The following is a 26,627-nucleotide window of genomic DNA, read 5'->3' as shown; positions in this document are numbered from 1 at the left end:
CACCCGTGTGCTGGACTGGGGGGACTCGCAGTCACCCGCCTGACACGGCGGCCACGGAATCCGCGACCAGCCCGGCCAGCGATTCCGGGTTCTCCAGCGGCGCACGTCCGAACGTGAACCGCACCGACGTCTGAGCGACGACCGGATCGATGCCGCAGGCGACCAGCACGTGCGAGGGCTTGTCGCTGCCCGCGGCGCAGGCCGAGCCGCTCGAGGAGACCACACCGCGACGCTCGAGCTCGAGCAGCACCGATTCGCCGCTGACGCCGCCGAAGGTGAAGCTCGCCACGGCGGGCAGGCGGTGATCGTCGTCACCGGTCAGCGCGGCTGACGGCACGAGCCGCAGCACCGCCTCGATGAAGGTCGCCGTCCGTCGGCGCACGAGATCGGCGGATGCCACGCGCTCAGCCTCCGCGAGCTCCAGTGCCACAGCCAAGCCGACTGCCGCCGCGACGTTCTCGGTGCCCGAGCGCCGTCCGTGCTCCTGTCCTCCGCCGTGCAGCAGCGGTTCGACGGGCACGCGTCCGCGCACGGCAAGGGCGCCGATGCCCTTCGGCGCGCCCAGCTTGTGTCCGGCGATGGAGATCGCATCCGCCCCGAGGCCGGCGAGATCCAGCCATCCGGCGGACTGCACGGCGTCGAGGTGCAGCGGGACCGTCCTTGCAGACGGCGGACGATTCTGCAGTCGGCGGGTGCCGTCGCCGTGTGTCGTCCGCCGTCCGCCATCCGCTCCGCCGTCTGCAAGCCGCGTCGCGATCTCGGCGATGTCCTGCACGGTGCCGATCTCGTTGTTGGCGTGCCCGATCGACACCAGCGCCGTGTCAGGGCGTACGGCCGCCGAGACGGCATCCGGATCGACGAGCCCGGTCGCCGAGACCGGCAGCAGGGTGACCTCGACACCATGGAAGCGTCGCAGGTACGCGGCGGACTCCAGGATCGACTCGTGCTCGATCGGCGTGGTGATCAGGTGACGCCTGCCGGATGCCAGCACGATGCCCTTCACGGCGAGGTTGTTCGCCTCGGTGCCGCCGGAGGTGAACACGATGTCGCCGGCGCGCATGCCGAGCACGGCCGCCATGCGTGCGCGGGCGTCCGCCAGGGCTCGGGATGCGGCTTCGCCGATCGTGTGGTGGCTCGACGGGTTGCCGAACACCCCGCCGAGGTACGGCGCCATCGCCTGGAGCACCTCGGGGCGCACCGGCGAGGTGGCGGCGTGATCGGCGTAGAGCACAGTCAGCCGATCCTCACGTCCAGACCCAGGTCGAGAGCCCGTGCCGAGTGGGTGAGCGCGCCGACCGAGATGACCTGCACGCCCGACTGGGCGATCGCACGGACCGTGTCGAGGTTCACCCCGCCGGATGCCTCGGCGACTGCGCGCCCGTCGATGAGGGCGACGGCCTCGCGCAGCTGTTCCGGGGTGAAGTTGTCGAGCAGGATCGTGTCGGCTCCGCCGTCGATCACAGCCACGATCTGATCGATGCGGTCGACCTCAACCACGACGTGGGCGGTGTGCGGCAGCCGTTCGCGCGCGGCGCGGAGACCTGCGGCGAGGTCGCCGCCGTCGCGCGTGAGCAGTGCGAGGTGGTTGTCCTTGGCCATCACCGCGTCCGAGAGCGAGTAGCGGTGGTTGTGGCCGCCGCCGCTGACCACGGCGTGCCGCTCGAACGCGCGCAGACCTGGAGTGGTCTTGCGGGTGTCGGCGATGCGCGCTTCGGTGCCGGCGATCTCGTCGACGTAGGCGGCGGTGAGGGTCGCGATGCCGCTCAGCCGCTGCGTGAAGTTCAGCGCCACGCGCTCGGCGGTGAGGATGCCCCTGGCCGGTCCGGTCACCGTCGCCAGCACGTCGCCGGCCTCGAACCTGTCGCCGTCGGCGACATGCAGGTCCACGGTGATGTCCGGGTCGGTGAGCGCGAAAGCCGTGGCGAAGACCGCGCCGCCGGCGAGCACGCCTGGCTCACGCGCGACGAGATCGGCGACCGCGGCGGCATCCGCGGGGATCAGCGACGTGCTGGTGAGATCACCCCAGGGGGCATCCTCCTCGAGAGCGGCGGAGACGACGCGCGTGAGGGTGGCGGGAGTGATCATCGGGCTCCGATCAGGGCGGGTTCCAGGAAGTGCGCGCCGACCGATACGGGCCGCGCGAGCGCCGCTGCGGCGGTGGCTTCGGCGACGAGGAGCAGGTTCGCGTCCTCGTGCTCGGCGACGGTGACCGGCGGGTGCTGCCGTGCTCTCCAGGCGCGAACGGTGCCGAGCGCGTGCGTGAGCCCTTCGATCGTGCGCAGCAGCCCGACCTCGTCCCACATCAGCTGCTGCAGCGTGGCCCGGCTGAACGGCTCGGCGGGGTCGCAGAACTCGTCGGTCCCGGCATCCGAGAAGGACGGACTCTGCGATCCGGACGGCCACGGGCGACCCAGCGCCTCGACCGCGCGTGCGGCGAACACCGCCCCTTCGAGCAGCGAGTTGGATGCCAGACGGTTCGCGCCGTGCACGCCGGTGCGCGCGACCTCGCCCACCGCCAGCAGTCCGGGGATCGACGTGCGCCCGTCGATGTCGGTCGCGATGCCGCCCATCAGGTAGTGCTCCGCGGGCGTCACCGGGATCGGCTCGCGCGCCCAGTCCAGGCCGCGCTCGCGGACGACACTGTCGATCGTCGGGAAGCGCTCTGCCAGGCGCGCGGCGCCCAGTGCCGTGGCATCCAGCCGCACCGGCGCGCCGTCGGCGGACTGCTGCCGGGCGATCGCCCTCGCGACGACGTCGCGCGGGGCGAGCTCGCCGTCGGGGTGTGCATCGAACGCGAAGCGCCGCCCTGCGGCATCCCGCAGCACAGCTCCCTCGCCGCGCACGGCCTCCGAGATGAGGAACGGGGCGCCGATCGCCAGCATCGTCGGGTGGAACTGCACGAACTCCAGATCGGCGACCGCTGCGCCGGCGCGCAGCGCCGCGGCGATCCCGTCGCCGGTCGCCCCGGCCGGATTGGTCGTGTGCCGGTACAGCTGCCCGGCCCCGCCGGTCGCGAGGATCACGGCATCGGCGAGCAGGACGGCCGGCACCTGGCGGACCGATTCGCGTTCGGCGGCGGATTCCGCGGCGGGTCGTCCGCCATCCGCCGGATCGTCCGCCACCTGCGGTCCCGGGAGGAATCGGATGCCGCGGCACGCACCGCCATCGATCACGAGATCGGTGAGGAATGCGTGCTCGATGACCTCGATCCCGGCTTGCGCCTGGCGGATCGATTCGCGTTCGGCGGTGGATTGCGCGGCGTGTCGTCCGCCATCCGCCGGATGCTCCGCCGTCCGCGAGCCGATCTCGCGGACTCGCGCGACCTGCGATGCGTGCTCGATGACCTCGATCCCTGACGGGCGGCGGATCGATTCGCGTTCGGCGGTGGATTGCGCGGCGTGTCGTCCGCCACCCGCCGGATGCTCCGCCGTCCGCGAGCCGATCTCGCGGACTCGCGCGACCAGCGCCGCCGAGATCGCTGCTCCCGTGGCATCCCCGCCGGCGTGCGCGATGCGCGGATGCGAGTGGGCCGCCTCCTGTCCGCGGGACAGCGTGCCGTCGGCGGACCGGTCGAAGACGACGCCGCGTGCGGCGAGCTCCGCGATGCGCTCGGCGGCATCGGAGACCAGCACGTCGACGGCGAGCGGGTCGGAGAGTCCTGCTCCGGCGGTGCGGGTGTCGGCGGCGTGCTCCGCGGCCGAGTCGTCCGGGCCGTAGACGCCCGCGATGCCGCCCTGCGCGAGCGGCGTGCTGCCGCCGCCGAGCGCGCCCTTGGCGACCAGTGTCACCGCGTACCCCGCCTCGTGGGCGCGCAGCGCCGCGGTCAGACCCGCGATGCCGCTGCCCACGACCACGACGTTCATGCGCTCGCCGCCTCCGGCTTCGCCGCGAGCATCCGCTCCAGGGCGACGCGCGCGGGTTCCGCGACATCGGCGGCGACCGAGATCCGGTTCACCGTGCGCCCTGCGACGAGTTCCTCGAGCGCCCACGCGAGGTAGCCGGGGTGGATGCGGTACATCGTCGAGCAGGGGCAGACGACGGGGTCGAGACAGAAGATCTCGTGCTGCGGATGCTGCGCGGCGAGCCGTCGCACGAGGTTGATCTCGGTGCCGATCGCGAACGTCGTGGGCTCGGTGGCCTCTTCGATCGCCCGGCGGATGTAGGCCGTCGAGCCGGCCTCGTCGGCCGCGTCGACGACCTCCATCGGGCACTCCGGGTGCACGATCACGCGCACGCCGGGATGCTCGGCCCGCGCCTGATCGATCTGCGCGGTCGTGAACCGGCGGTGCACCGAGCAGAACCCGTGCCACAGCAGCACGCGGGCGTCCTCCAGCTGCTCCGCGGTCGATCCGCCCAGCGCCTTCCGCGGGTTCCACAGCGGCATCCGCTCCAGCGGCACGCCCATGGCCTTCGCCGTGTTGCGACCGAGGTGCTGATCGGGGAAGAACAGCACCCTGCGCCCGCGCGTGAACGCCCACTCCAGCACGGTCCTCGCGTTGGACGAGGTGCACACGATGCCGCCGTGCCGGCCCACGAAGCCCTTGATCGCGGCGGAGGAGTTCATGTAGGTCACCGGCACGACGGGGACGCGGCCCTCGGCGTCGGGTACGTCGAGCGGTCCGTAGACGTCGGCGAGCTGCTCCCAGCAGTCCTCGACCTGGTCGATGTCGGCCATGTCGGCCATCGAGCATCCGGCGGCGAGGTTCGGCAGGATGACGGCCTGATCGGGTCGCGACAGCAGATCGGCGGTCTCGGCCATGAAGTGCACGCCGCAGAACACGATCGCCTCGGCCTCCGGCCGGTCCAGCGCGGCCTGTGCGAGCTGGAAGGAATCGCCGACGTAATCGGCGTGCCGCACCACCTCCTCGCGCTGGTAGAAGTGGCCGAGCACGACCACGCGGTCTCCGAGCGCCTGCTTCGCCGTGCGGATGCGCGCCTCGAGGTCTTCCTCGGACGCATCACGGTACGCCGCCGGCAGCTCACCCTGGCGCGGGGCGCCGGTCGGGATCACGTCGCCCATCGACGACCCGGGGCCGTAGCCGGGCCGGGTGTCGAAGTCCCAGGGCCCCGCGGCGAGGTCGGTCGTGCATGTCTCCTCGGTGGAGGCGCCGGTGACGATCAGCTGCAGCGCGTGGTCGACGGAGGGGTCGAGAAGGGGGAGCGATGACATGAGAACCTTCTGGTCGCTATGACACTTACTGTGCGGGACCAGATTATGTCGAACTGACCAGAAGTGCAATCAGGTGTCGCGGTTGCGGCGGTACAGGCGCGCGGGGCGGTGCTTGCCGGTGCGGAACCGCTCGGTCGGCACCAGCTCGTCTGTGCCCTCCAGCAGCCGGCGGAAGTTGGAGGGGTCGAGGCGGCGGCCCAGCACCGCTTCATACACCTCGCGCAGCTCGGTCAGGGTGAACTCGTCGGGCAGCAGCCCTGCGGCGATCCGGCTGTAGCCGACCTTGTTGCGCAGTCGGTCCAGCGCGTAGTCGGCGATGTGGTTGTGGTCGAAGGCGAGGGGCGGGAGATCGTCCGCGTCGAACCACTCGACGTTCTCGGGAGCGCCGGCGGACGAGCGCTGCGCATCGACGAGATCCGAGCGCAGCAGCGCCCAGTACACGATCGAGACGACCCTGGTCGGCGAGCGGTCCACCGCGCCGAACGTGTACAGCTGCTCGAGGTAGCTCGGCATCAGTGCGGTCGTCTCGGCCAGGGTCCGCGACGCGGCGGAATCCAGGTCCTCGTCGGGATCCAGCCAGCCGCCGGGCAGTGCCCACACGCCGAGATGGGGGTCTCGTGTGCGGCGGACCAGGGGGAGCATCAGCCGATCGCCTTCCGGTGCCGAGCGCAGCGAGAAGATCACGGCGGACACGGCGACGCGGATGGCGTCGTCCTCGGTGCTTCTGGTGCTCACGCATCGAGCCTATGGGTTGTGTGCGCCGGCCCCGTGAGGGTTCCGATTCCGAAACGTTACCTGTTCCGGCCGATCCGCCCTTGACACGCCATGAGGATTTGTTAGGTTACTGTCCTAACAAACCTCCACCCATCTCTGCAGTGCAGCACCGAGAGGAAACACAGGAATGATCCGAAACGGCAAGCGCAGCCTCGCGCTCACCGCGCTCGCGGGGGCCTCGGTCCTTGCGATCGCCCTGACCGGCTGCTCGACGGGCGGCGACAGCGGCGCCGGAGCCGCCGCCAGCGGCTTCGACACCAAGGGTGCGAAGAACCAGGACATCACGTTCTGGGTCATGGGTGGCGACACCCCGCAGGAAGCCCGCGACTACCTGGTCAAGGAGTACAAGGCCGCCACCGGCGGCACCCTGACCATTCAGCAGCAGGACTGGACCGATGCGCTCACCAAGCTGACCAACCAGCTGCCCGACGCGAAGAACACCCCCGACGTCACCGAGATCGGCAACACCTGGTCGCCGACCTTCACCACCGCCGGTGCGTTCACCGACCTGAGCGGCATCTACGAGGACCTCGGCGGCGGCGACCTGCTGAAGTCGTTCGTCGACGTCGGCACGGTCGACGGCAAGCAGTACGCGCTGCCCTACTACTTCGGCTCGCGCTACATCACCTACCGCAAGGACATCTGGGAGGCCGCGGGCCTCGAGGTCCCCTCGACTCTCGACGAGTTCAACGCCGACGTCGCCAAGCTGAAGACCGCCGGCCAGTCCGGCTTCTACATCGGTGGTCAGGACTGGCGCAACGGTGTCTCCTGGGTCTTCGCGAACGGCGGGGATCTCGCGGAGAAGGACGGCGACAAGTGGGTCTCCACGCTGTCGAGCGAGAAGACGCAGACCGGTCTGAAGCAGTTCCAGGAGCTGTTCAAGAACGCCTCGAACGCTCCGGCGACCGAGGACGACTCCACCCCGTGGGTGAACATCAACAACGACAAGGACGGGGCCGCCCCCACGGCAGCGACGATCATCGCTCCGGGCTGGGCGCACTGGTCGGTCGGCGACTACAAGGGCGACGACGACAAGGGCAACGAGAAGCGCGAGTGGAACGACGCCACCTTCGGCGTGTTCCCGCTGCCGGGCGTCGAGGCCGGCACCGTCGCACCGGTCTTCGCGGGCGGTTCGAACGTGGCCATCTCGGCGAAGAGCACCAAGCAGGCCGGCGCCAAGGAGCTGCTGCGCATCATCTTCTCCGAGGACTACCAGACCCTGCTGGCCAAGAACGGCCTGGGCCCGGCGAACACGAAGTACGTCGCCGAGCTCGGCACCGACCAGTTCGCCAAGGCGCTCGTCGACTCGGCTCTGGGTTCCAAGCTGACCCCGGCTGCTCCGGGCTGGGCGGCTGTCGAGGGCCAGAAGATCCTCGAGGAGTTCTTCGGCAAGATCGCCGAGGGCGGCGACACCGCCTCCCTGGCGAAGGAGTACGACAGCAAGATCAACGGCATCATCAACGGCTGATGCCTCTCGCGGGGGTCGGGCGTCGCCCGGCCCCCGCACCGTCGTCATCTCCCCCTTCCAGAGACGGGTTTCGCGTTTCCATGACATCCACCGCAGTCCCCACGCAGGCGCAGCCGAAGCAGGCGCCACCGGCGCCTGAGCGCCGCAAGAACTGGGCGCCCTACGCACTCATCACCGGCGCGGTGCTCGTGCTCCTGCTCGGCATGGGGTATCCGGTCGGGTGGCAGATCGTCACCTCGTTCCAGAAGTACGGCGCCCTGCAGCAGCTCGGCGGCAAGGCTCCCGACTTCGTCTGGTTCGACAACTACATCGCCATCGCACAGAACCCCACGTTCTGGGAGGTCACCTTCCGGTCGGTGCTGTTCTGCCTGGTCACCGCCTTCGTCACCGTCGTGGTCGGCGTGCTGATGGCGCTGCTGATGACCAAGGTCCCCGCGGCGTTCCGGTTCATTCTGCAGATCGCACTGCTGCTGGCGTGGGCCATGCCCGTGATCGCCGCCATGACCGTGTGGATCTGGCTGTTCGACCGGCGCAAGGGCGTGATCAACTACCTGATCAACCTCATCCCCGGGGTGGACATCGGCAACTTCAACTGGATCGGCACGACGCCGCTGCTGTTCTTCATCGTCGCGTCGATCATCATCACCTGGATGTCGGTTCCGTTCGTGGCGTTCTCCGCCTACGCCGGCCTCACCCAGGTCTCCGGCGAGGTGCTCGAGGCCGCGCAGCTCGACGGCGCCGGCGCCTTCCAGCGCTTCCAGCACATCATGTACCCGGTGCTCAAGCCCGTGATCGCGATCGTTCTGCTGCTGAACCTGATCTGGGACCTGCGCGTGTTCGCCCAGATCACGCTGCTTCAGGACGCCGGTCCCAAGTCGACCGACTACGACCTGCTCGGCACGTACATCTACAAGACCGGCGTGGCCGGCATGGACTTCGGCGGGGGAGCGGCGATGTCGATCTTCGTCCTCGCCATCACGATCGCGCTGAGCTGGTTCTACGTGCGCAGCCTCATCAAGGAGGAGACCCAGTGACCACCGCAGCAGACACGGCCGTCGTCGCCGAACGACTCGGGAGCGCCCACCCCGCCAAGGATGCCGCACCCGCGGATCGTATCCCGCGCAAGCGCCGTCGGTTCCGGGCATCCACCTGGCTGCTCAGCGCGATCGCTCTCGTGCTCGCCCTGGCGTGGGCCTTCCCGGTGTACTGGATGATCAACTCGTCCATGCTCTCGGCGGCGACCCTCGAGTCCAGGACCCCGACGTTCCTCCCGATCGGAGGCACGTTCAACAACTTCCAGAACGTGCTGACCCCGGCGTTCTTCTCGGCGCTGGGGGTGAGCGTCTCGGTCACGCTGCTCTCCGTCGCGGTCTGCCTGGTCTTCGCGTTCCTGGCGGCCATCGCGATCAGCCGGTTCAAGTTCAAGGGTCGCGTCACGTTCATCGTGACGATCCTGCTCATCCAGATGCTGCCCGCCGAGGGTCTGTTCATCGCGCAGTACAAGATGATGTCCAGCCTCGGTCTGCTCAGCAACGTGCTGGGACTCAGCATCCTGTACGTCGCGGCCGTCGTGCCGTTCACGATCTGGATGCTGCGCGGCTTCGTCGCCGGCGTGCCGGCAGAGCTCGAAGAGGCTGCCATGATCGACGGTCTCAGCCGCACACAGGCGTTCATCCGGATCACCTTTCCGCTGCTCGCTCCGGGACTGGTCGCGACCGGCGTGTTCGCCTTCCTGCAGTGCTGGAACGAGTTCACCGTCGCACTCGTGATCATGGAGAACAACCGCACGCTGCCGCTCTGGCTGCGCGGCTTCGTGCAGCAGAGCCAGACCGAGGCGATCAACTGGGGACAGGTGATGGCGGCATCCGCCATCGTCGCGATCCCCGTGATCATCTTCTTCGTCATCGTCCAGGGCCGCATGACCAGCGGGCTGGTGGCGGGTGCCGTCAAGGGCTGAGCATCCATGGACCCCCGCCCGCGCACCGGCCCCTTGATGTGCGCGGGCGGGCACCATCACGGGCATCCGGAACCGGTATGATTGCCCGAGCAGTGCCCACAACAGAAGACAGGCCGCACGACGCGTGCGGGAGAGCCCGGTGAAGCAGGCCGGGCACCGAAGGAGCAAGCCTCCCCGCCAATCTCTCAGGTACCCCCACCGCCCGCGTCCGGCCACTCTGAAAAGCGATGCACACGCATCCGCCGACGGTGAAAGCCCCGCACCCCTTCTGGCTCCCTGAGCCTGTCGAAGGGCAGGGTGAAGCTCTCAGGCCCATGACAGAGGGGGAGTTCGCAGGACACGGTGATCCGCCGTGCCGCCCGACAACGGGAGAACTCATGACCGACGCCCGCTACACCCCCCTTCGCTCGCGCCACGAGGCGCTGGGGGCATCCTTCACCGACTTCGGCGGCTGGCAGATGCCGGTGCGCTACACGTCGGACCTCGCCGAGCACCACGCCGTGCGCCAGGCCGCCGGTGTCTTCGACATCTCGCACATGGCCGAGTTCACGATCGTCGGCGCGCAGGCGGGGGAGTACCTCGACTACGTGCTCGCCGGGCGGCTGTCCGCCCTGGCGATCGGCAAGGCGAAGTACTCGCTGCTGCTCGCCGAGGACGGCGGCATCATCGACGACGTCATCGTGTACCGCCTGAAGGACGACGAGTATCTGATCATCTCGAATGCCGGCAACCGCGAGTTCGTCGCCGAGGCGCTCTCGGCGCGCGTGGACCGGTTCCTGAGCGAGCGGAGCGAGACGAAGGGCGAGGTCGCTGTGACCGACGTCTCCGACGACTACGCGCTGATCGCCGTGCAGGGCCCGCAGGCCGAGGCGATCGTGTCCGCGATCGCCGGTCTCGACGACGTCAGCGTCGCCTGGGAGGAGCAGAAGTACTACGCCTGGGCGAGCGCCACGTTCGCCGGCAAGCCCGTGCTGGTCGCCCGCACCGGCTACACCGGTGAGGACGGCTTCGAGCTGATGGTCGCGGCCGCCGACGCCGAGTCGCTCTGGGACGCCGTGCTCGCCGCCGGCGAGCCCCTCGGGCTCGTCCCCGCCGGCCTCGCCGCGCGCGACACTCTGCGCCTCGAGGCGGGCATGCCGCTGTACGGCCACGAGCTGAACCGCCAGACCAAGCCCGCGCAGGCCGGGCTCGGCCGCGTGGTCGTCACCGCGAAGGAGCGCTTCGTCGGCAAGGACGCCGTGGAGCCGGCGGCGGATGCTCCGGTGCTGATCGGCCTCGCCGCGGAGGGCCGTCGTGCCGGCCGCGCCGGCTACGCGATCGTGCTCGAGGACGGCACCGCCGTCGGCGAGATCACCAGCGGCGCCCTGAGCCCGACCCTCGGGCATCCGATCGCCATGGCGTTCGTCGCCCCCTCTTACGCGGCGGGCGAAACCCCGCTATTCCTGGATGTGCGCGGGACGAAGATCCCCGCGACCGTGACCGCACTGCCTTTCTACCGGAGGACGAAATGACCGATCTGACCACCCTCAAGTACAGCGAAGAGCACGAGTGGGTCGCCCTCGAGGGCGCCGTCGCGACCGTCGGCATCACCGACTTCGCCGCTGACGCCCTCGGCGACATCGTCTTCGTCGAGCTGCCCGCCGTGGGCACCGAACTGAGCCGCGGCGACGTGTTCGGCGAGGCCGAGTCGACCAAGTCGGTCTCCGAGCTCTACGCACCCGTCGCAGGCACCGTCACCGAGATCAACGACGCCGTCGTCGACGACCCGGCTCTGCTGAACTCCGAGCCCTTCGAGGGTGCCTGGCTGATCAAGGTCGAGGTGGCTGACGGCGCCACCGATGGCCTGCTCGACCGCGACGGCTACGTCGCGATCACGGGGGCCTGATGGTCTCGTTCGCCGATCGCCACATCGGGCCGGATGCCGGTGACCGGGGGCGCATGCTCGATGCCCTCGGCGTCACTTCGACAGGCTCAGCGACCCAGGACCCGATCGACGTCCTGATGCGCCAGGCGGTGCCCGGCACCATCTTCACCGAGCCCGCCGCCGACTCCGTCATCCCGGTCGCCGCCACCGAGGCCGAGGCTCTCGCCGAGCTGCGAGCCCTCGCGAGCCGCAACACCGTGAACCGCGCCATGATCGGGCTGGGCTACTACGGCACGATCACCCCGAGCGTGATCCAGCGCAACGTGCTGGAGAACCCGTCCTGGTACACGGCCTACACGCCGTACCAGCCGGAGATCTCGCAGGGCCGCCTGGAGGCGCTGATCAACTTCCAGACCATGGTGTCCGATCTCACCGGGCTGTCGACCGCCAACGCGTCGATGCTCGACGAGTCCACCGCGGTGGCCGAGGGCATGCTGCTGGCGCGTCGCGCCTCGAAGTCGAAGTCCTCGGTCTTCGTCGTCGACGCCGACGCCCTGCCGCAGACCAAGGCGCTGCTGTACACCCGGGCCGACGCCGTCGGCATCGAGCTGGTCGAGCGCGACTTCGCCGCCGGCGAGGAGCTGCCCGAGGAGCTATTCGGCGTGTTCGTGCAGTACCCCGGAGCATCCGGCCGGGTCGCCGACCCGAGCGCCGTGATCGACGCCGCGCACGTCGCCGGCGGCCTCGCCGTCGTCGCGGCCGACCTGCTCGCGCTGACCCTGCTGCGCTCGCCCGGTTCTCTGGGCGCCGACGTGGCGGTGGGCACGACGCAGCGCTTCGGCGTGCCGATGGCCTTCGGCGGACCGCACGCCGGCTACATGGCCGTGCGCGCAGGACTCGAGCGGCAGCTGCCGGGCCGCCTGGTCGGCGTCTCGCAGGACGCCTCGGGCTACCCCGCGTATCGCCTGGCACTGCAGACCCGTGAGCAGCACATCCGCCGTGAGAAGGCGACCTCGAACATCTGCACCGCCCAGGTGCTGCTGGCCGTGATCGCCTCGATGTACGCCGTCTACCACGGGCCGGACGGGCTCAAGGCGATCGCCGGCGAGGTCGCGGCCAAGGCCGCGCTGCTGCGCGACCGCCTGGTCGCCGCGGGTGCCGAGATCGTGCACGACGCGTTCTTCGACACGGTGCTGGTGCGGACGACGGATGCCGCGGCAGTCGTCGCGCGCGGACACGAGGCCGGCATCCTGCTGCACCTCGCCGGCCCCGACGCCGTCGGCGTCTCGGTGGATGAGACCACGACCTCCGAGGACCTCGATCTCGTGATCCGGGCGTTCACGGGCAAGAGCGCCGACGAGCCGAAGAGCATCGTCTTCACCGGAGCGAACGCCCTCCCGGGCGCTCTGCGTCGCACCGACGACTACCTCACGCACCCGGTCTTCCACGCGCACCGCTCCGAGACCGCCATGATGCGCTATCTCAAGCAGCTCGCCGACCGCGACTACGCGCTCGACCGCGGCATGATCCCGCTGGGGTCCTGCACGATGAAGCTCAACGCCGCGACCGAGATGGCGGCGATCACCTGGCCCGAGTTCGCCCAGCTGCACCCCTTCGCCCCGCGCGAGGACGTGCAGGGCTCGCTCGAGATGATCGACCAGCTCGAGGCGTGGCTCGCCGAGGTGACCGGCTACGACGCGGTCTCGCTGCAGCCGAACGCCGGCTCGCAGGGCGAGCTCGCCGGTCTGCTCGCGATCCGCGGCTACCACCACGCGAACGGCGACGTGCACCGTGACGTCTGCCTGATCCCGTCGTCGGCGCATGGCACGAACGCGGCATCCGCCGTGCTCGCCGGGATGAAGGTGGTCGTCGTGGCCACCGACGAGCTCGGCAACGTCGACCTGGACGACCTGCGCGCGAAGATCGCCGCGAACGCCGACGCGCTCGCCGCGCTGATGATCACCTACCCGTCCACGCACGGCGTGTACGAGGAGCAGGTCACCGACATCACGGCGGCCGTGCACGAGGCCGGCGGTCAGGTGTACGTCGACGGCGCCAACCTCAACGCACTGCTGGGCTACGCCCGGTTCGGCGACCTGGGCGGCGACGTCTCTCACCTCAACCTGCACAAGACGTTCGCGATCCCGCACGGCGGCGGCGGCCCCGGCATCGGCCCGGTGGCGGCCAAGGCGCATCTCGCGCCGCACCTGCCCGGGCATCCGCAGGCGCAGAAGACCGAGCACGCGGGCGGGTACGTCTTCGACGGCGGTCCGGTCTCCGGCGCGCCTTACGGCTCGGCCGGCGTGCTGCCGATCTCGTGGGCGTACGTGCGGATGATGGGTGCGGCAGGCCTGCGCGAGGCGACCGCTGCCGCGGTGCTCTCGGCGAACTACATCGCCGCGCGCCTGGCCGACCACTACCCGGTGCTGTACACCGGCGAGAACGGCCGCGTCGCGCACGAGTGCATCCTGGACCTGCGTCCGCTCAAGGAGGCCACCGGCATCACCGTCGACGACGTCGCCAAGCGGCTCATCGACTACGGCTTCCACGCGCCGACCATGTCGTTCCCGGTCGCGGGGACGCTGATGGTCGAGCCGACGGAGTCCGAGGACCTGGGCGAGCTGGAGCGGTTCATCGAGGCCATGATCATGATCAAGGCCGAGGCGGATGCCGTGGCGGCGGGCACCTGGCCCGCCGACGACAACCCGCTGGTGAACGCGCCGCACACCGCCGTGTCGCTGATCGCGGGGGAGTGGGCGCACGCCTACACCCGTGAGCAGGCGGCGTACCCGGTGCACGCGCAGATCACGACCAAGTACTGGCCGCCGGTGCGCCGGATCGACAACGCCTGGGGCGACCGCAACCTCGTGTGCGCGTGCCCGCCGATCGAGGCCTTCGCCTGATCCTCCGGCATCCGTGCCGGAATTCCGCCCCGTCGCCCTGCGCGACGGGGCGGAATTCGGTTAAGGGTGGATAACAGTTGTCGTCGAAGCGACCCGCGGGAACGTAGAATTGCGCAATGCCGTGTTCGAGGCTGAACACGGACCGCTCTACGTCCATAGGAGGACACAAGTGAAGCGCAACAAGATCGCACTCGCTAGTGCGGCACTGCTGACGGCGGGTGTACTCGCTCTCGCCGGATGCTCGTCAGGCGGCAACGAACCCGAGAAGTCGGAGCCGGCGGGCGACCCGAAGGCCGTCATCACGGTCAACAACATCGAGCCGCAGAACCCGCTCATCCCGACCAACACCAACGAGGTCGGCGGCGGTCTGGTCATCCAGAGCATCTTCGCGGGCCTGGTTTACTACGACGCGGAAGGCGCCGTGCACAACGACGTCGCCGAGTCGATCGAGACCGAGGACTCGCAGAACTACACCATCAAGATCAAGCCCGGCCTGACCTTCACCAACGGCGACCCGGTCGACGCGGAGTCGTTCGTGACGGCGTGGAACTACGGCGCCGCACTCGATAACGCACAGCTGTCGAGCTACTTCTTCGAGTCGATCGAGGGCTTCTCGTACGACGAGAACGTCCCGGAGCTCTCGGGGCTGAAGGTCGTCGACGAGACCACTTTCACCGTCAAGCTGAAGCAGCCCGAGTCGGACTTCCCGCTCCGTCTCGGCTACACCGCCTTCTTCCCGCTGCCCAAGTCGGCCTGGGCCGACCTCAAGGCCTTCGGTGAGAACCCGGTCGGCAACGGACCCTACATGTTCGACGGCGAGGGCGCCTGGAAGCACAACGAGCGCATCGACCTCGTCAAGAACGACGAGTACGACGGCCCTCGCGCGCCGAAGAACGGCGGCGTGGACATGATCCTGTACGCGACCACCGATGCCGCATACGCCGACCTGCAGGGTGGCGAGCTCGACATCATCCAGGAGATCCCGGACAGCGCGCTGCAGACCTTCGAGAGCGACTTCGAGGGTCGCACGGTGAACCAGCCGGCGGCCGCCAACGCGACGATCACGATCCCGGACCGCCTTGAGCACTTCAGCGGTGAGGAAGGCGCGCTCCGTCGTGCTGCGATCTCGCACGCGATCGACCGCAAGGAGATCACCGACGTGGTCTTCAACGGCACCCGCACCCCGGCCAAGGACTTCACCTCCCCGGTGATCGACGGATACTCCGAGGAGATCCCCGGCTCCGAGGTTCTGGAGTTCGACGCCGACAAGGCGAAGGAGCTGTGGGCCGAGGCCGACGCCATCGCCCCGTGGACCGGCAAGTTCGAGATCCAGTACAACGCCGACGGCCCCAACCAGGGCTGGGTCGACGCTGTCGCCAACCAGATCAAGAACAACCTCGGCATCGAGGCGGCCGGCAAGCCGATCCCGACCTTCGCCGAGCACCGCACGCTGATCACCGAGCGCAAGTCGACCACCGCCTTCCGCGCCGGATGGCAGTTCGACTACCCGTCGATGTTCAACGGTCTCGGGCCGATCTACGGCACCGGCGCCGGTTCGAACGACGGTGACTACTCCAGCGCCGAGTTCGACGCTCTGCTGGACGAGGGCCTCTCCGCCTCCGACGTGGAGGAGGGCATCAAGAAGTTCCAGGAGGCCCAGACCATCCTGTTCGAGGACCTCCCCGCCATCCCGCTGTGGTACACCAACGCCATGGGCGCGTGGGGCGAGGACGTCGAGAACGTGCAGTTCGGCTGGGACACCTGGCCGATCCTGTACGAAGTCACGAAGGCCGCCGAGTAAGTCTGACGACCATCACTGTGAGGCGGTGACGAACCCTCGTCACCGCCTCACAGGCTGTGTCCGTCACGCACTGCTCTGCACCCGACAACAGGAATACCCATGTTCGGCTACATCCTGAGACGCCTTCTGCAGGTGATACCGGTCTTCTTCGGTGCCACTCTGCTCATCTACTTCCTCGTGTTCGCCATGCCGGGCGACCCGATCCTCGGTCTCTTCGGCGACCGCACGCCCGCGCCCGAGGTGGTGGAGCAGCTCCGAGATCAGTACCACCTCAACGATCCCTTCCTGGTGCAGTACTGGTACTACATCCTGGGAGTGTTCCAGGGAGATTTCGGCACCACCTTCTCCGGGCGGGCAGTGAGCGCCGTGCTCGCGGAGACGCTGCCCGTCACCGGCCGGCTCGCCGTGATGTCGATTGCCATCGAGTTCACGCTGGCGATCATCATCGGAACGATCTCCGCGCTGCGCAAGGGCAAGATCTTCGACCACACCATGCTGATCGTGGCGCTCGTCGCGATCGCCATCCCGATCTTCGTGATGGCCTTCCTCGCGCAGTACTTCCTGGCCATCCAGTGGGGCTGGTTCAAGCCCACGGTCGGCTCGGACAACGACTGGGGCGGCCTGTGGCTGCCGGCGATCGTGCTCGGGTTCAGCCTGTACGCGGTCAGCATGCGCCTGATGCGCAGCTCGGTGATCGACACGCTCAATCAGGACTGGGTGCGCACCGCGTACAGCAAGGGCCTCTCCCGCAACCGCGTGATCCCCGTGCACGTGCTGCGCAACTCGCTGATCCCGGTGATCACGAACTCGGCAACCAACTTCGGCGTGCTGCTGGTCGGCGCGACCGTCACCGAGGGCATCTTCAACGTGCCGGGCGTCGGCAACGTGCTGTACCAGGCGGCGATCCGCGGTGAGGGTCCGACAGTGGTGTCGTTCGTCACCGTGTTCGTGATCCTCTACGTCCTGGTCAACCTCGTCATCGACCTTCTGTACGGTCTGCTCGACCCAAGGATCCGCTATGCATGACCCGACAACCCCGACGCACTACGTCGCCCCCGTCGAGACGGAGACCATCGCCGTCGACGCCGTGAAGGTGGCCGAGAAGCCGCGGAACCTGTGGCGCGACGCCTGGGCCGACCTGCGGGGCCGCCCGCTGTTCTGGTTCTCGGTCGCACTCGCCGTGTTCTTCCTGATCATGGCACTCTGGCCGACGCTGTTCACGACCGTGCCGCCGAACAGCGATTGCCAGCTGTCCAACAGCAACGGGGGCCCGGAACCCGGACACCCGCTGGGGTACACGTTCCAGGGCTGCGACATCTACGCCCGCATCGTGTGGGGCGCGCGCACGTCGCTCTCGGTCGGCCTGATCGCCACCCTGATCTCGTCGGTGCTCGGCCTGATCATGGGGGCCCTCGCCGGTTTCTACGGCGGCTGGCTCGACTCGGTGCTCTCCCGCGTAGGCGACATCTTCTTCGCGATCCCCTACATCCTGGCCGCCGTCGTCGTCATGACGGTGTTCTCGCAGTACCGCTCGGTGTGGGTGCTCGCGCTCGCGATCGGTGGTTTCGCCTGGGCATCGACGGCGCGCGTCGTGCGCGCCGAGGTGCTCAGAGTGCGGCAGTCCGACTTCGTGGTCGCTTCGCGGGCGCTGGGGCGGTCGCAGTTCGGAACGCTCATCGGACACGTCATCTCGAACGCGCTCGCGCCGCTCCTGGTCATCATGACCCTGAGCCTCGCTGCCTCGATCGTGGCCGAGGCGACCCTGTCGTTCCTCGGCGTCGGCCTCGACAGCGAGACCATGTCCTGGGGCAACGACATCAGCAAGGCGCAGTCGTCGCTGCGCGTCGCCCCGATGGCGCTCATCTATCCGTCGATCGCGCTCACGCTCGCCGTGCTCGCGTTCGTGACCCTGGGCGAGCTCATCCGAGACGCCCTCGACCCGAAGGCGAGGGCACGTCGATGAGCGCATTCGAACCGACCGACGCGCAGGTACCGCTGCTCAGCATCCGCGACCTCAAGGTGGCCTTCCGAACCCAGGAGGGCATGCGCGAAGTGCTGCACGGCGTCAGCTTCGACGTCATGCCCGGTGAGACCGTGGCGATCGTCGGCGAGTCCGGCTCGGGCAAGTCGACGACCGCGACCGCGATCGTCAACCTGCTCCCCGGCACCGGCGAGATCACCGGCGGGTCGATCACGCTCGACGGGCGCGAGCTGACGAAGCTGAACCGCACCTCGATGGAGTCCGTGCGCGGCCGCGACATCGGCTTCGTGCCGCAGGACCCGATGTCGAACCTCAACCCGGTGTGGAGCATCGGCTTCCAGGTGAAGGAGGCCATCCGGGCGAACGGCATCGCACAGGGCCGCGCGGCCGTGAAGGATCGCGCGATCGAGGTGCTGCGCCAGGCTGGCCTGGCCGACGCCGACAAGCGGCTGCACCAGTACCCGCACCAGTTCTCCGGCGGTATGCGGCAGCGTGCCCTGATCGGCATCGGCCTCGCGGCCGATCCGAAGCTGCTGATCGCGGACGAGCCGACCTCAGCACTGGATGTCACGGTGCAGCGCGTGATCCTCGATCACATGGCCAAGCTCACCCGCGAGCAGGGCACGTCGGTGCTGCTGATCACCCACGATCTCGGCCTCGCGGCCGAGCGCGCGGAGAAGATCATCGTGATGAACAACGGGAACATCGTCGAGGCCGGTCCGAGCCGGAAGATCCTCGAGGATCCGCAGCATCCGTACACCCAGCGGCTGGTCGCCGCAGCGCCCAGCATCGCCTCGCAGCGCATCCAGGCCGTTGTCGAGGACCGCGGCATCGAGACGTTCGACGACCTGGCGGACATCCCTCCGACGGTGCGCGTGAGCGGCCTCGTGAAGGATTACAAGATCCGTCAGGGCGGCTTCCGGAGTATCCCGTTCCGTGCCGTCGACGACGTGAGCTTCGACATCCCGCGCGGCAAGACCCTCGCTCTGGTGGGGGAGTCGGGCTCGGGCAAGTCGACCGTCGCGAAGATGGTCCTCAAGCTCGAAGAGCCCACGGCCGGAGCGATCGAGATCGACGGCGAGGACATCTCGAAGCTGTCGAACGCGCAGGCGTTCCGACTCCGGCGGCGCATGCAGCCGGTGTTCCAGGACCCGTACGGGTCGCTCGATCCGCTGCGCAACATCGGCAACACGATCACCGAGCCGCTGAGCATCCACGGCGTGGGTGACTCCGCGGCGCGGCGCGCGCGGGCCAACGAGCTGCTCGACCAGGTCTCGCTGCCGCGTTCGCTGGCGTCCCGGTACCCGAACGAGCTCTCCGGCGGTCAGCGCCAGCGCGTCGCCATCGCGCGTGCGCTGGCGCTCAAGCCCGACATCGTCGTGCTCGATGAGGCGGTGTCCGCCCTCGACGTGCTCGTGCAGGACCAGATCCTGCAGCTGCTCGCCGAGCTGCAGAGCGAACTGGACCTCACCTACCTCTTCATCACCCACGACCTGGCGGTGGTCCGCGTGTCCAGCGACCTGGTCTGCGTGATGGAGAAGGGCAGGGTGGTCGAGCAGGGCACGGTCGACGAGATCTTCTCGAACCCGCAGCAGGAGTACACGGATCGTCTGCTGCAGGCGATCCCCGGCGCATCCATCCCTCTGGGAGGGAAGTGACCGACGAGCAGCCTTCGGTACGCACGTTCCGCGCCTGGGGCGGCATCGTCGGTGTCGCCCTGGGAGCCGCGCTCGTGCTGTTCCTGCTCGGAGACGCGGTGGCCAAGGGCGGCTGGGGGCAGATGCTGCTCCTGGCGCCCTGGCCGCTGCTGATCCTGTGGGGACTCTACGTCTTGACGGCTGCGTCGACGCTGCGCATCGACGACGCCGGCGCGGTCGTGCAGAACATGCTCCGCCGGACGAGCTTCGGATGGCGGCGGCTGCGTGAGGCGGACTTCCGCTGGCAGCTCGAGTTCCTGCTGGATGACGGCCGCCGCGTGACGGCGATGGCCGGGCCGGCACGTTCCCGCGCTCGCCGTCGTGTCGGGCCGGACGGCGAGGACCGATCCGCTGCGGTGCCGAACGGCGTCCGGATCCTGGGCGAGATCCAGGATCGGCAGGATGCCGCAGGCGCCGATGCGGAGGCGCCGATCCGGCGGACCTGGGACTGGGTGGCGCTCGGTGCCCTCCTCGTCCTCGTGCTGTGGGCGTTCGCCGCGGTGATGATCACCCGCTGAGCCGTTTCATAGGACCGGCTGGTTGGGTGGGGGCATGCAATGTCCCGCAGATGGTACGACCCTTGTGATGAGCGAGCGCAGCGGCATCGAGATCGACTACTGCCCGCAGTGCCGTGGAGTGTGGCTCGACCGTGGTGAGCTCGACAAGATCATCGAGCGGTCGATGTCCGTGCCGCAGCCTCCCGCTTACCAGCCGGAGCCGTCGCGGCCGCAGCCCGGTTACGATGCCCCGCGCTACGACCAGCAGCCTTACGGTCAGCAGTACGGCCGGCGAGACGACGACTACGGGCGTCGGCGCAAGAAGGAGAGCTGGCTGAGCGACCTGTTCGACTGAACTTGCGAGCGGTCTGCCCGGTATCAGCCGGGCAGACCGAACAGGGCCGGCCACATCGCCGCGGCCCACGGGTAGCCCACGAATGCCGTCGCGTCGATGAGGAAGTGCGCGACGAGGAACGGCATCAGCCGGCCGGATCGCGAGAAGAGCCATCCGAACAGCAGCCCCATCGCCAGGTTCCCGACGAAGGCGCCGGGTCCCTGATACAGGTGGTAGCTCGCCCTCAGGATGCTCGTGGCGATGATGATCGACCAGGTGCCCCAGCCCAGGTCGCGCAGCCGGGCGAACAGGTAGCCGAGCACCACGAACTCCTCCTGGACCGCTGCTCGCGCTGCGGACAGCAGCAGTACGGGTACGGTCCACCAGTACGTCGCCAGGCCACCCGGGTCGACGGCGACGAACCAGCCGAGCGCGCGGCCCGCGAGGTACAGTCCGATTCCCGGGATGCCGATCGCCAGCACGAGCAGGACGCCGCGGCCGATGTCGCCCGCGATGCGCGTGCCGTCCAGACCGAGGCGCCCCAGATGCGGGGAGCGATCCTGCCAGAGCAGGAAGCAGACCAGCAGCACCGGCACCACCGCGAAGCCGATCCCGAGCAGCTGGTAGATGAGATCGAAGACCTCCCTGTCGCTGCGCGAGGGGTTCAGGGTCGCCGTCTGGTCGGCGAGGGGAGTCGAGTCGGTGAGTCTGTACGCCAGTTGGACGATCGAGTACACGGCCGACTGACCCAGGCCGAGCGCGAGGACGATCGCGATCTCCCACCACAGGCGGGAGCGCCCTTCGTCCCGTTTCGTTCGCGCGGGAGGCATCGGGGCGGTGATCACGCCCCTACGGTACGCGTTCGGGGTGTGTCCAGGGGCGTTTGCTATTCTGGAACGTCGGCTTCCCGGCGTTTCTCCCATCTGTTTAGGACACCTTCATGGCGCACGCCTTCCGCTCGGATCTCCGCAACGTCGCAATCGTCGCTCACGTCGACCACGGCAAGACCACGCTCGTCGACGCGATGCTCCGTCAGACCGGCTCGTTCGGCGAGCACGCCCACGTCGAAGAGCGCGCGATGGACTCGAACGATCTCGAGCGCGAGAAGGGCATCACGATCCTCGCCAAGAACACGGCGATCACCTACAACGGCGCCCACACGGATGCGCCGGTCACGATCAACGTCGTCGACACCCCCGGCCACGCCGACTTCGGCGGCGAGGTCGAGCGCGCGCTGTCGATGGTCGACGGCGTGGTGCTGCTGGTGGACGCCAGTGAGGGCCCGCTGCCGCAGACCCGCTTCGTGCTGCGCAAGGCGCTCGAGGCCAAGCTGCCCGTCATCCTGCTGGTGAACAAGACCGACCGCCCCGACGCCCGCATCGCGGAGGTCGAGGAGGAGGCCCACGACCTGCTGCTGGGCCTGGCGTCCGACCTCGTCGACGACGTGCCCGACCTCGACGTCGACGCGCTGCTCGACGTGCCGGTGGTCTACGCGTCCGGCCGCGCCGGCGCGGCATCCGCCAACCGCCCGGACAACGGCGCGCTGCCGGACAACGACGATCTCGAGCCGCTCTTCGAGGCGATCCTGAAGCACGTCCCCGCCCCGTCCTACGACGACGAGGCCCCGCTGCAGGCGTGGGTGACCAACCTCGACTCCAGCCCGTTCCTCGGTCGCCTGGCGCTGCTGCGCATCTTCAACGGCACCCTGAAGAAGGGCCAGACCGTCGCCTGGGTGCGCCACGACGGCTCGCACGCCAACGCCCGCATCACCGAGCTGCTGATGACCAAGGCCCTCGAGCGCTACCCGGCCGAGTCCGCCGGCCCCGGTGACATCGTCGCGATCGCCGGCTTCGACAACATCACCATCGGCGAGACCATCGCCGATCCCGAGGATGTGCGCCCGCTGCCCGCGATCCACGTCGACGACCCGGCCATCTCGATGACCATCGGCACGAACACCTCGCCGCTGGTCGGCAAGGTGAAGGGCCACAAGCTGACCGCGCGGATGGTGAAGGACCGTCTGGATCGCGAGCTGATCGGCAACGTCTCGCTCAAGGTCGTCGACGTGGGCCGCCCCGACGCGTGGGAGGTGCAGGGCCGCGGCGAGCTGGCGCTGGCCATCCTCGTCGAGAACATGCGTCGTGAGGGCTTCGAGCTCACGGTCGGCAAGCCTCAGGTGGTCACCCGCCGCAACGAGCACGGCAAGCTCACCGAGCCCTTCGAGCACCTCACCATCGACGCTCCCGAGGAGTACCTCGGCGCGATCACGCAGCTGCTCGCCGGCCGCAAGGGCCGCATGGAGGGCATGAGCAACCACGGCACCGGCTGGGTGCGCATGGAGTTCATCGTCCCGTCCCGCGGTCTGATCGGCTTCCGCACCGAGTTCATGTCGGTCACCCGCGGCACCGGCATCGCCAACGCGATCTCGCACGGGTACGACGAGTGGGCCGGCGAGATCGTCGCCCGCGCATCCGGCTCGATCGTCGCCGACCGCGCCGGCGTCGTGACGCCGTTCGCGATGATGGCGCTCCAGGAGCGCATGAGCTTCTTCGTGAACCCGACCGAAGAGGTGTACGAGGGCATGGTCGTCGGCGAGAACTCGCGCGCCGACGACATGGACGTCAACATCACCAAGGAGAAGAAGCTCACCAACATGCGCTCCTCCACCGCCGACGAGCTGGAGCGCCTCACACCTCCGCGTCAGCTGTCGCTCGAGGAGAGCCTGGAGTGGGCCGGTGACGACGAGTGCGTCGAGGTCACGCCCGAGAAGGTGCGCATCCGCAAGGTGATCCTGGATCAGACGATCCGCGCCCGTGAGACCGCACGCCAGAAGCGTCAGAACGCGAGCGTCTGACACCTGTTGCACGACGAAGGCCCCGGTTCCGACCGGGGCCTTCGTCGTGCTCGGAGGAGATTCTCGGTCAGCAGATCACGATCGCATAACATACATTCCCGAGAGCTTGACGCCGACTTTCCCGGGAAGCAGGCATGGAACGTCCAGGTGGGTATACCAGACTCGACCCCCGTGCCCGGGAAGCCGCTCCCGATGAGCAACCCTGTGCGGGTCCGGGCCGACGACGACCCGAAAGTCGAACCCCCTCATGCTTCACAATCCTCAGACCCGTGCGTCCGGACGCGCCTCAGCGATGGCCCGCGCGCATGCCGATGTCACCTCGCGGCAGCCGCTGATCCTCGGCGTCGCGCTGGGCGCGATCCTGACGGTCGCGATCACTGCGGGTACGGCATCCGCTGCTGTCGCGGCGGAGGCCGGTGACGCGCACGTGGTCACGGTCGCCACGCTCGCGAGCGACGCTCCGGATACGACGGCTTCCGCCGGCACCACCGGCGTCACCATCCGCACCGAGGCCGTGGACACGCTCCGCGACGCTCAGGCCGCCGTCAGGGACGCCCAGGCCGCGACCCTCGAGGTCGCGGTGGCGCGCCTTCCCCTCGACCCGAACGGGACGACCGCGGTCGACACCAGCGAACTGCTGTCGGACCTCGACGGGCTCGCGGGCACGCGACCCGCATCGACCGTGCAACTCATGCTGGGCACCAAGGCTGTCGCCGTCCAGACCGAGCAGACGGTCGCCGAGACGGCTGAGCTGCGCAAGGCCCTCGAGGTCGCCAAGCAGAAGAAGGCCGCTGCGGACGCCGCGGCCAAGAAGGCGGCTGAAGCCCGCAAGAAGGCCGCCGCGGCCGCCGCGGCGCTGGCGCGCAGCAACACGCCCGAGGGGGCGAAGGCCACGGCTCGGGCCATGATGTCCAGCCGCTACGGCTGGGGCGGCGATCAGTTCTCCTGCCTCTCCTCGCTGTGGACCAAGGAGTCCGGCTGGAACTACAAGGCGTACAACCCCAACGGCGGCGCCACCGGCATCCCGCAGTCGCTGCCCGGCAGCAAGATGGCGTCGGCCGGCAGCGATTGGCGCACCAACGCCGCCACGCAGATCTCGTGGGGCCTGGACTACATCAAGCGCGCGTACGGCACGCCGTGCAGCGCATGGGGTCACTCACAGGCCGTGAACTGGTACTGATCCACGCCCACGACGGTCCTGCTCAGCGAAGCTCGCTGAGCAGGACCGCGCTGGTTCCGGGCTCGAGCGCCTCGAACACGTGCGCGGCGTCGCCCGCGTAGGAGAGGTAGTCGCCCGGATGCAGCAGCTCCGGCGCATCCGCAGGGCCGAGGCGGGCCGACCCGCTCAGCAGCACGACGTGCTCGGTGGTGCCCTGGTGGTGGGGGAGTGAACGGCGGGGCTCGCCCGGTTCGGCCTGGATGATGTAGATGTCGCGGCGGGCGCCCGGCGGGCACGCCGACAGCAGCGTCGCGACGTAGGGCGCGGCGGCGGAGGGGACGCCGGCGTGCTCGTCTGCGCGGATCAGTCGTGGGGCGCTCGTGCGCTCCTCGACGAGCGTGGCGAACGGGATGCCGAGGGCGTCGCCGAGTGCCCAGAGCGTCTCGACGCTGGGGTTGCCCGCGCCGCTCTCCAGTTGCGACACCGTCGCCTTCGAGATCCCGGCGCGGCGCGCCAGTTCGGACACCGAGATTCCGGATGCCTCGCGCTCACGGCGCAGGGCCCGGGCGATGCGTTCGCGCAGATCATCCATGTGTTCAGTATCGCAAACGATCGTTCGACTTGACGATCGATCGCCGTGTGTTCAGAATGTTGTCCATGCGTTCGACAGATCGAACAACCGTCCGCGAGGGATCCGCCGTGGTGTGGCGGGAGGCCCTGGGCGTCGCCATCGCGACCAGCGCCTACGGCATCTCCTTCGGCGCGCTCGCCGTCGCCGCCGGTCTCGACGTCTGGCAGGCCTGTGTGCTGAGCCTGGTGATGTTCACCGGCGGCTCGCAGTTCGCGTTCATCGGCGTCTTCGCCTCGGGGGGCGTAGCCGCGCTGCCGGCCGCGATCGCCTCGGCAGGTCTGCTCGGTGTGCGCAACGTCGCCTACGGCATGCGGATGTCGCCCATCATCGGCTCCGGGTTCCTGCGCCGGGCCGCGGCCGCGCAGTTCACGATCGACGAGTCCACCGCGGTCGCGATCTCCCAGGACGACCCGCGGCTGGCGCGGCTCGGGTTCTGGGTGACGGGGCTCGGCATCTACCTGGGGTGGAATGCGACGACCCTCGTCGGGGCGCTGCTCGGTGACGTGCTGGGCGACCCCAGGGTCTGGGGACTGGATGCCGCCGCGGCCGCCGCGTTCCTCGCCCTGCTCTGGCCTCGGCTCAAGCAGCGCCAGGCCGTCGTCGTCGGCGCGGCGGCCGCCGTGGTGGCCGCTGCGCTCACGCCGGTGCTGATGCCCGGCCTGCCGGTGCTGGTGGCTGCGGTCGTGGCGATCGTCGTGGGCTGGTTCAACTGGCTCGGCCGGGACGAGCGCCCCGCAGTGGAGGTCGCATCATGAGCGTGTGGAGCGCCGTGCTGCTCGCGGCCTGCATCTGCGTCGCACTGAAGGCCTTCGGCTACCTCATCCCCGCGAAGGTGATGGAGGCGCCGCGCCCCGCGCGGATCTCGGATCTGCTGACGGTCGCCCTGCTGGCGGCGCTGGTCGCGGTGCAGACGCTGGGCGCAGGCCAGGCGGTCGTCGTGGATGCGCGGGTGCCGGCCGTGCTCGTCGCGGCCGGACTGCTGTGGCTGCGCCAGTCGTTCCTTGTCGTCGTGGTCGCCGCCGCACTCGTCGCCGCGGTGCTGCGGATGCTGGGCTGGGCGTCGTAGGACGACGGTCTAGGCTTTTCCCGTGCCCCACTGGATCTCCCGCGGCCTGTCCTGGCTCGCCGCCGCCATCGTCGGCGCGGTGTACGGCGTCGCCGCGACCATCGCGCACAGCTACACCTGGGGGCCGGTCCCCGTCGGAATGATCCTCGGCGCGATCGCCTGCGCCGCGCTGCTGATCGCCCTGCGAGCGCTCACCGACGACCGGTGGGCGGCTCTGGCGGGCGGCATCGGGATGCTCGCGCTGATCTTCGTGATCTCGCAGCGCGGCCCCGGCGGCTCCGTGATCGTGCCGAACACCCCGCTGGGGCAGATCTGGACCTTCCTGGTCGGGGGGATCGTGCTGCTGGTGGTCGCCTTCCCCGACCTCTCGAAGCTCCGGGCGGCGTCCGCGCGACCCGAGCCTGTGTCGGAGCAGGTGGCGACCGTGCCGGAGCGACCCGAGGCGGAGCCCGATCGGTCGTAGACTGAGCG

The 26,627-nt window shown here is 69.2% G+C and carries 24 protein-coding genes and 2 riboswitches; of the genes, 17 read left to right on the top strand and 7 right to left on the bottom strand.

Annotated elements, in window-relative coordinates; translation table 11 throughout:
• Window positions 1–31: 31 nt before the first annotated feature.
• The 5 genes from DY023_RS03250 to DY023_RS03230 all read right to left on the bottom strand — a co-directional run bounded on the left by DY023_RS03250 (window position 32) and on the right by DY023_RS03230 (window position 5,905).
• On the bottom strand, window positions 32–1,231 hold the full coding sequence (locus DY023_RS03250; protein WP_116240908.1) for a cysteine desulfurase family protein: 1,200 nt from the start codon (window positions 1,229–1,231) through the stop codon (window positions 32–34).
• Window positions 1,232–1,233: 2 nt separating this feature from the next.
• Entirely contained in the window at window positions 1,234–2,085 is an 852-nt protein-coding gene (nadC, locus tag DY023_RS03245) for a carboxylating nicotinate-nucleotide diphosphorylase (RefSeq protein WP_116240907.1), read from the bottom strand.
• Window positions 2,082–3,863 (bottom strand): L-aspartate oxidase, encoded by a 1,782-nt coding sequence (locus DY023_RS03240; protein WP_245958568.1) that lies wholly within the window; start codon window positions 3,861–3,863, stop codon window positions 2,082–2,084. Before DY023_RS03240 ends, nadC begins: the two co-directional genes overlap by 4 nt.
• A complete protein-coding gene (gene nadA, locus DY023_RS03235; RefSeq protein ID WP_116240906.1) occupies window positions 3,860–5,170 on the bottom strand; it encodes a quinolinate synthase NadA in 1,311 nt (436 codons plus the stop codon). The genes DY023_RS03240 and nadA overlap by 4 nt, the downstream gene beginning before the upstream one ends.
• 69 nt (window positions 5,171–5,239) lie before the next feature.
• Entirely contained in the window at window positions 5,240–5,905 is a 666-nt protein-coding gene (locus DY023_RS03230; RefSeq protein ID WP_281271899.1) for an NUDIX hydrolase, read from the bottom strand.
• A 166-nt stretch (window positions 5,906–6,071) separates the two neighbouring features.
• Between DY023_RS03230 and DY023_RS03225 the strand changes: the two genes are divergently transcribed.
• The 12 genes from DY023_RS03225 (at window position 6,072) to DY023_RS03170 (ending at window position 20,467) form a co-directional block, all read left to right on the top strand.
• Complete coding sequence (locus DY023_RS03225; RefSeq protein ID WP_116240905.1) at window positions 6,072–7,412, top strand: extracellular solute-binding protein; 1,341 nt, start codon at window positions 6,072–6,074, stop codon at window positions 7,410–7,412.
• Between the two features lie 80 nt (window positions 7,413–7,492).
• Window positions 7,493–8,446: a carbohydrate ABC transporter permease gene (locus tag DY023_RS03220; protein ID WP_116240904.1), complete on the top strand. Its 954-nt coding sequence runs from the start codon at window positions 7,493–7,495 to the stop codon at window positions 8,444–8,446.
• Between the two features lie 80 nt (window positions 8,447–8,526).
• Window positions 8,527–9,369 carry a carbohydrate ABC transporter permease gene (locus DY023_RS03215; RefSeq protein ID WP_245958572.1) on the top strand — a complete coding sequence of 281 codons (843 nt, stop codon included), beginning with the start codon at window positions 8,527–8,529 and terminating at the stop codon, window positions 9,367–9,369.
• Window positions 9,370–9,486: 117 nt separating this feature from the next.
• Window positions 9,487–9,580: riboswitch (glycine riboswitch) on the top strand.
• 1 nt (window position 9,581) lies between these two features.
• Window positions 9,582–9,697, top strand: a riboswitch (glycine riboswitch).
• 49 nt (window positions 9,698–9,746) lie between these two features.
• Window positions 9,747–10,880, top strand: a complete 1,134-nt coding sequence (gcvT, locus tag DY023_RS03210) for a glycine cleavage system aminomethyltransferase GcvT (protein ID WP_116240902.1) — start codon at window positions 9,747–9,749, stop codon at window positions 10,878–10,880.
• A complete protein-coding gene (gcvH, locus tag DY023_RS03205; RefSeq protein ID WP_116240901.1) occupies window positions 10,877–11,254 on the top strand; it encodes a glycine cleavage system protein GcvH in 378 nt (125 codons plus the stop codon). The genes gcvT and gcvH overlap by 4 nt, the downstream gene beginning before the upstream one ends.
• Window positions 11,254–14,136: an aminomethyl-transferring glycine dehydrogenase gene (gene gcvP, locus DY023_RS03200; RefSeq protein WP_116240900.1), complete on the top strand. Its 2,883-nt coding sequence runs from the start codon at window positions 11,254–11,256 to the stop codon at window positions 14,134–14,136. Before gcvH ends, gcvP begins: the two co-directional genes overlap by 1 nt.
• Before the next feature lie 169 nt (window positions 14,137–14,305).
• Complete coding sequence (locus tag DY023_RS03195; RefSeq protein WP_116240899.1) at window positions 14,306–15,937, top strand: peptide ABC transporter substrate-binding protein; 1,632 nt, start codon at window positions 14,306–14,308, stop codon at window positions 15,935–15,937.
• 99 nt (window positions 15,938–16,036) lie between these two features.
• Complete coding sequence (locus DY023_RS03190) at window positions 16,037–16,963, top strand: ABC transporter permease (RefSeq protein WP_116240898.1); 927 nt, start codon at window positions 16,037–16,039, stop codon at window positions 16,961–16,963.
• Window positions 16,956–17,900 carry an ABC transporter permease gene (locus DY023_RS03185; RefSeq protein WP_116240897.1) on the top strand — a complete coding sequence of 315 codons (945 nt, stop codon included), beginning with the start codon at window positions 16,956–16,958 and terminating at the stop codon, window positions 17,898–17,900. Before DY023_RS03190 ends, DY023_RS03185 begins: the two co-directional genes overlap by 8 nt.
• Window positions 17,897–19,576 (top strand): dipeptide ABC transporter ATP-binding protein, encoded by a 1,680-nt coding sequence (locus tag DY023_RS03180; protein WP_116240896.1) that lies wholly within the window; start codon window positions 17,897–17,899, stop codon window positions 19,574–19,576. The genes DY023_RS03185 and DY023_RS03180 overlap by 4 nt, the downstream gene beginning before the upstream one ends.
• A complete protein-coding gene (locus DY023_RS03175; RefSeq protein ID WP_116240895.1) occupies window positions 19,573–20,133 on the top strand; it encodes a PH domain-containing protein in 561 nt (186 codons plus the stop codon). The genes DY023_RS03180 and DY023_RS03175 overlap by 4 nt, the downstream gene beginning before the upstream one ends.
• Window positions 20,134–20,167: 34 nt before the next feature.
• Window positions 20,168–20,467: a TFIIB-type zinc ribbon-containing protein gene (locus tag DY023_RS03170; RefSeq protein ID WP_116240894.1), complete on the top strand. Its 300-nt coding sequence runs from the start codon at window positions 20,168–20,170 to the stop codon at window positions 20,465–20,467.
• Between the two features lie 23 nt (window positions 20,468–20,490).
• Here DY023_RS03170 and DY023_RS03165 read toward each other — a convergent pair whose 3' ends face one another.
• The gene (locus tag DY023_RS03165) at window positions 20,491–21,276 is read right to left on the bottom strand and encodes a CPBP family intramembrane glutamic endopeptidase (protein WP_116240964.1); all 786 of its coding nucleotides are present in this window, start codon (window positions 21,274–21,276) and stop codon (window positions 20,491–20,493) included.
• Window positions 21,277–21,386: 110 nt separating this feature from the next.
• Between DY023_RS03165 and typA the strand changes: the two genes are divergently transcribed.
• Window positions 21,387–23,300, top strand: coding sequence for a translational GTPase TypA (typA, locus tag DY023_RS03160; protein WP_116240893.1), 1,914 nt, complete (start codon window positions 21,387–21,389; stop codon window positions 23,298–23,300).
• A gap of 292 nt (window positions 23,301–23,592) precedes the next feature.
• Complete coding sequence (locus tag DY023_RS03155) at window positions 23,593–24,480, top strand: aggregation-promoting factor C-terminal-like domain-containing protein (RefSeq protein ID WP_245958567.1); 888 nt, start codon at window positions 23,593–23,595, stop codon at window positions 24,478–24,480.
• Window positions 24,481–24,502: 22 nt separating this feature from the next.
• Here the strand turns inward: DY023_RS03155 and DY023_RS03150 are convergent, their stop codons facing one another.
• Window positions 24,503–25,051, bottom strand: a complete 549-nt coding sequence (locus DY023_RS03150; protein ID WP_116240891.1) for a helix-turn-helix domain-containing protein — start codon at window positions 25,049–25,051, stop codon at window positions 24,503–24,505.
• Between the two features lie 65 nt (window positions 25,052–25,116).
• On the opposite strand from DY023_RS03150, the gene DY023_RS03145 reads away from it, so the two are divergent.
• From DY023_RS03145 to DY023_RS03135, 3 genes are read left to right on the top strand one after another with little or no spacing between them, the layout of a single operon-like run.
• Entirely contained in the window at window positions 25,117–25,845 is a 729-nt protein-coding gene (locus tag DY023_RS03145) for an AzlC family ABC transporter permease (RefSeq protein ID WP_116240890.1), read from the top strand.
• Complete coding sequence (locus DY023_RS03140; RefSeq protein WP_116240889.1) at window positions 25,842–26,156, top strand: AzlD domain-containing protein; 315 nt, start codon at window positions 25,842–25,844, stop codon at window positions 26,154–26,156. The genes DY023_RS03145 and DY023_RS03140 overlap by 4 nt, the downstream gene beginning before the upstream one ends.
• Window positions 26,157–26,178: 22 nt before the next feature.
• The gene (locus tag DY023_RS03135) at window positions 26,179–26,619 is read left to right on the top strand and encodes a histidinol dehydrogenase (RefSeq protein WP_245958566.1); all 441 of its coding nucleotides are present in this window, start codon (window positions 26,179–26,181) and stop codon (window positions 26,617–26,619) included.
• Window positions 26,620–26,627 lie beyond the last annotated feature (8 nt).

It is taken from the genome of Microbacterium bovistercoris, assembly GCF_003387575.1.
Classification (GTDB): domain Bacteria; phylum Actinomycetota; class Actinomycetes; order Actinomycetales; family Microbacteriaceae; genus Microbacterium; species Microbacterium bovistercoris.
The sequence above is the reverse complement of the archived record's forward strand: the minus strand, read 5'-3'. Positions and strand labels throughout refer to the sequence as shown.

Excerpts from the sequence above, each read along its gene's own strand:
- nadA (WP_116240906.1), bottom strand. The coding sequence starts at position 5,170 with ATGTCATCGCTCCCCCTTCTCGACCCCTCCGTCGACCACGCGCTGCAG.
- DY023_RS03140 (WP_116240889.1), top strand. The coding sequence starts at position 25,842 with ATGAGCGTGTGGAGCGCCGTGCTGCTCGCGGCCTGCATCTGCGTCGCA.
- DY023_RS03145 (WP_116240890.1), top strand. The coding sequence starts at position 25,117 with ATGCGTTCGACAGATCGAACAACCGTCCGCGAGGGATCCGCCGTGGTG.
- gcvH (WP_116240901.1), top strand. The coding sequence starts at position 10,877 with ATGACCGATCTGACCACCCTCAAGTACAGCGAAGAGCACGAGTGGGTC.
- DY023_RS03190 (WP_116240898.1), top strand. The coding sequence starts at position 16,037 with ATGTTCGGCTACATCCTGAGACGCCTTCTGCAGGTGATACCGGTCTTC.
- DY023_RS03155 (WP_245958567.1), top strand. The coding sequence starts at position 23,593 with ATGGCCCGCGCGCATGCCGATGTCACCTCGCGGCAGCCGCTGATCCTC.
- DY023_RS03220 (WP_116240904.1), top strand. The coding sequence starts at position 7,493 with ATGACATCCACCGCAGTCCCCACGCAGGCGCAGCCGAAGCAGGCGCCA.
- DY023_RS03225 (WP_116240905.1), top strand. The coding sequence starts at position 6,072 with ATGATCCGAAACGGCAAGCGCAGCCTCGCGCTCACCGCGCTCGCGGGG.
- gcvP (WP_116240900.1), top strand. The coding sequence starts at position 11,254 with ATGGTCTCGTTCGCCGATCGCCACATCGGGCCGGATGCCGGTGACCGG.
- DY023_RS03180 (WP_116240896.1), top strand. The coding sequence starts at position 17,897 with ATGAGCGCATTCGAACCGACCGACGCGCAGGTACCGCTGCTCAGCATC.
- DY023_RS03185 (WP_116240897.1), top strand. The coding sequence starts at position 16,956 with ATGCATGACCCGACAACCCCGACGCACTACGTCGCCCCCGTCGAGACG.
- DY023_RS03150 (WP_116240891.1), bottom strand. The coding sequence starts at position 25,051 with ATGGATGATCTGCGCGAACGCATCGCCCGGGCCCTGCGCCGTGAGCGC.
- typA (WP_116240893.1), top strand. The coding sequence starts at position 21,387 with ATGGCGCACGCCTTCCGCTCGGATCTCCGCAACGTCGCAATCGTCGCT.
- DY023_RS03165 (WP_116240964.1), bottom strand. The coding sequence starts at position 21,276 with ATGCCTCCCGCGCGAACGAAACGGGACGAAGGGCGCTCCCGCCTGTGG.
- DY023_RS03240 (WP_245958568.1), bottom strand. The coding sequence starts at position 3,863 with ATGAACGTCGTGGTCGTGGGCAGCGGCATCGCGGGTCTGACCGCGGCG.
- DY023_RS03170 (WP_116240894.1), top strand. The coding sequence starts at position 20,168 with ATGCAATGTCCCGCAGATGGTACGACCCTTGTGATGAGCGAGCGCAGC.
- nadC (WP_116240907.1), bottom strand. The coding sequence starts at position 2,085 with ATGATCACTCCCGCCACCCTCACGCGCGTCGTCTCCGCCGCTCTCGAG.
- gcvT (WP_116240902.1), top strand. The coding sequence starts at position 9,747 with ATGACCGACGCCCGCTACACCCCCCTTCGCTCGCGCCACGAGGCGCTG.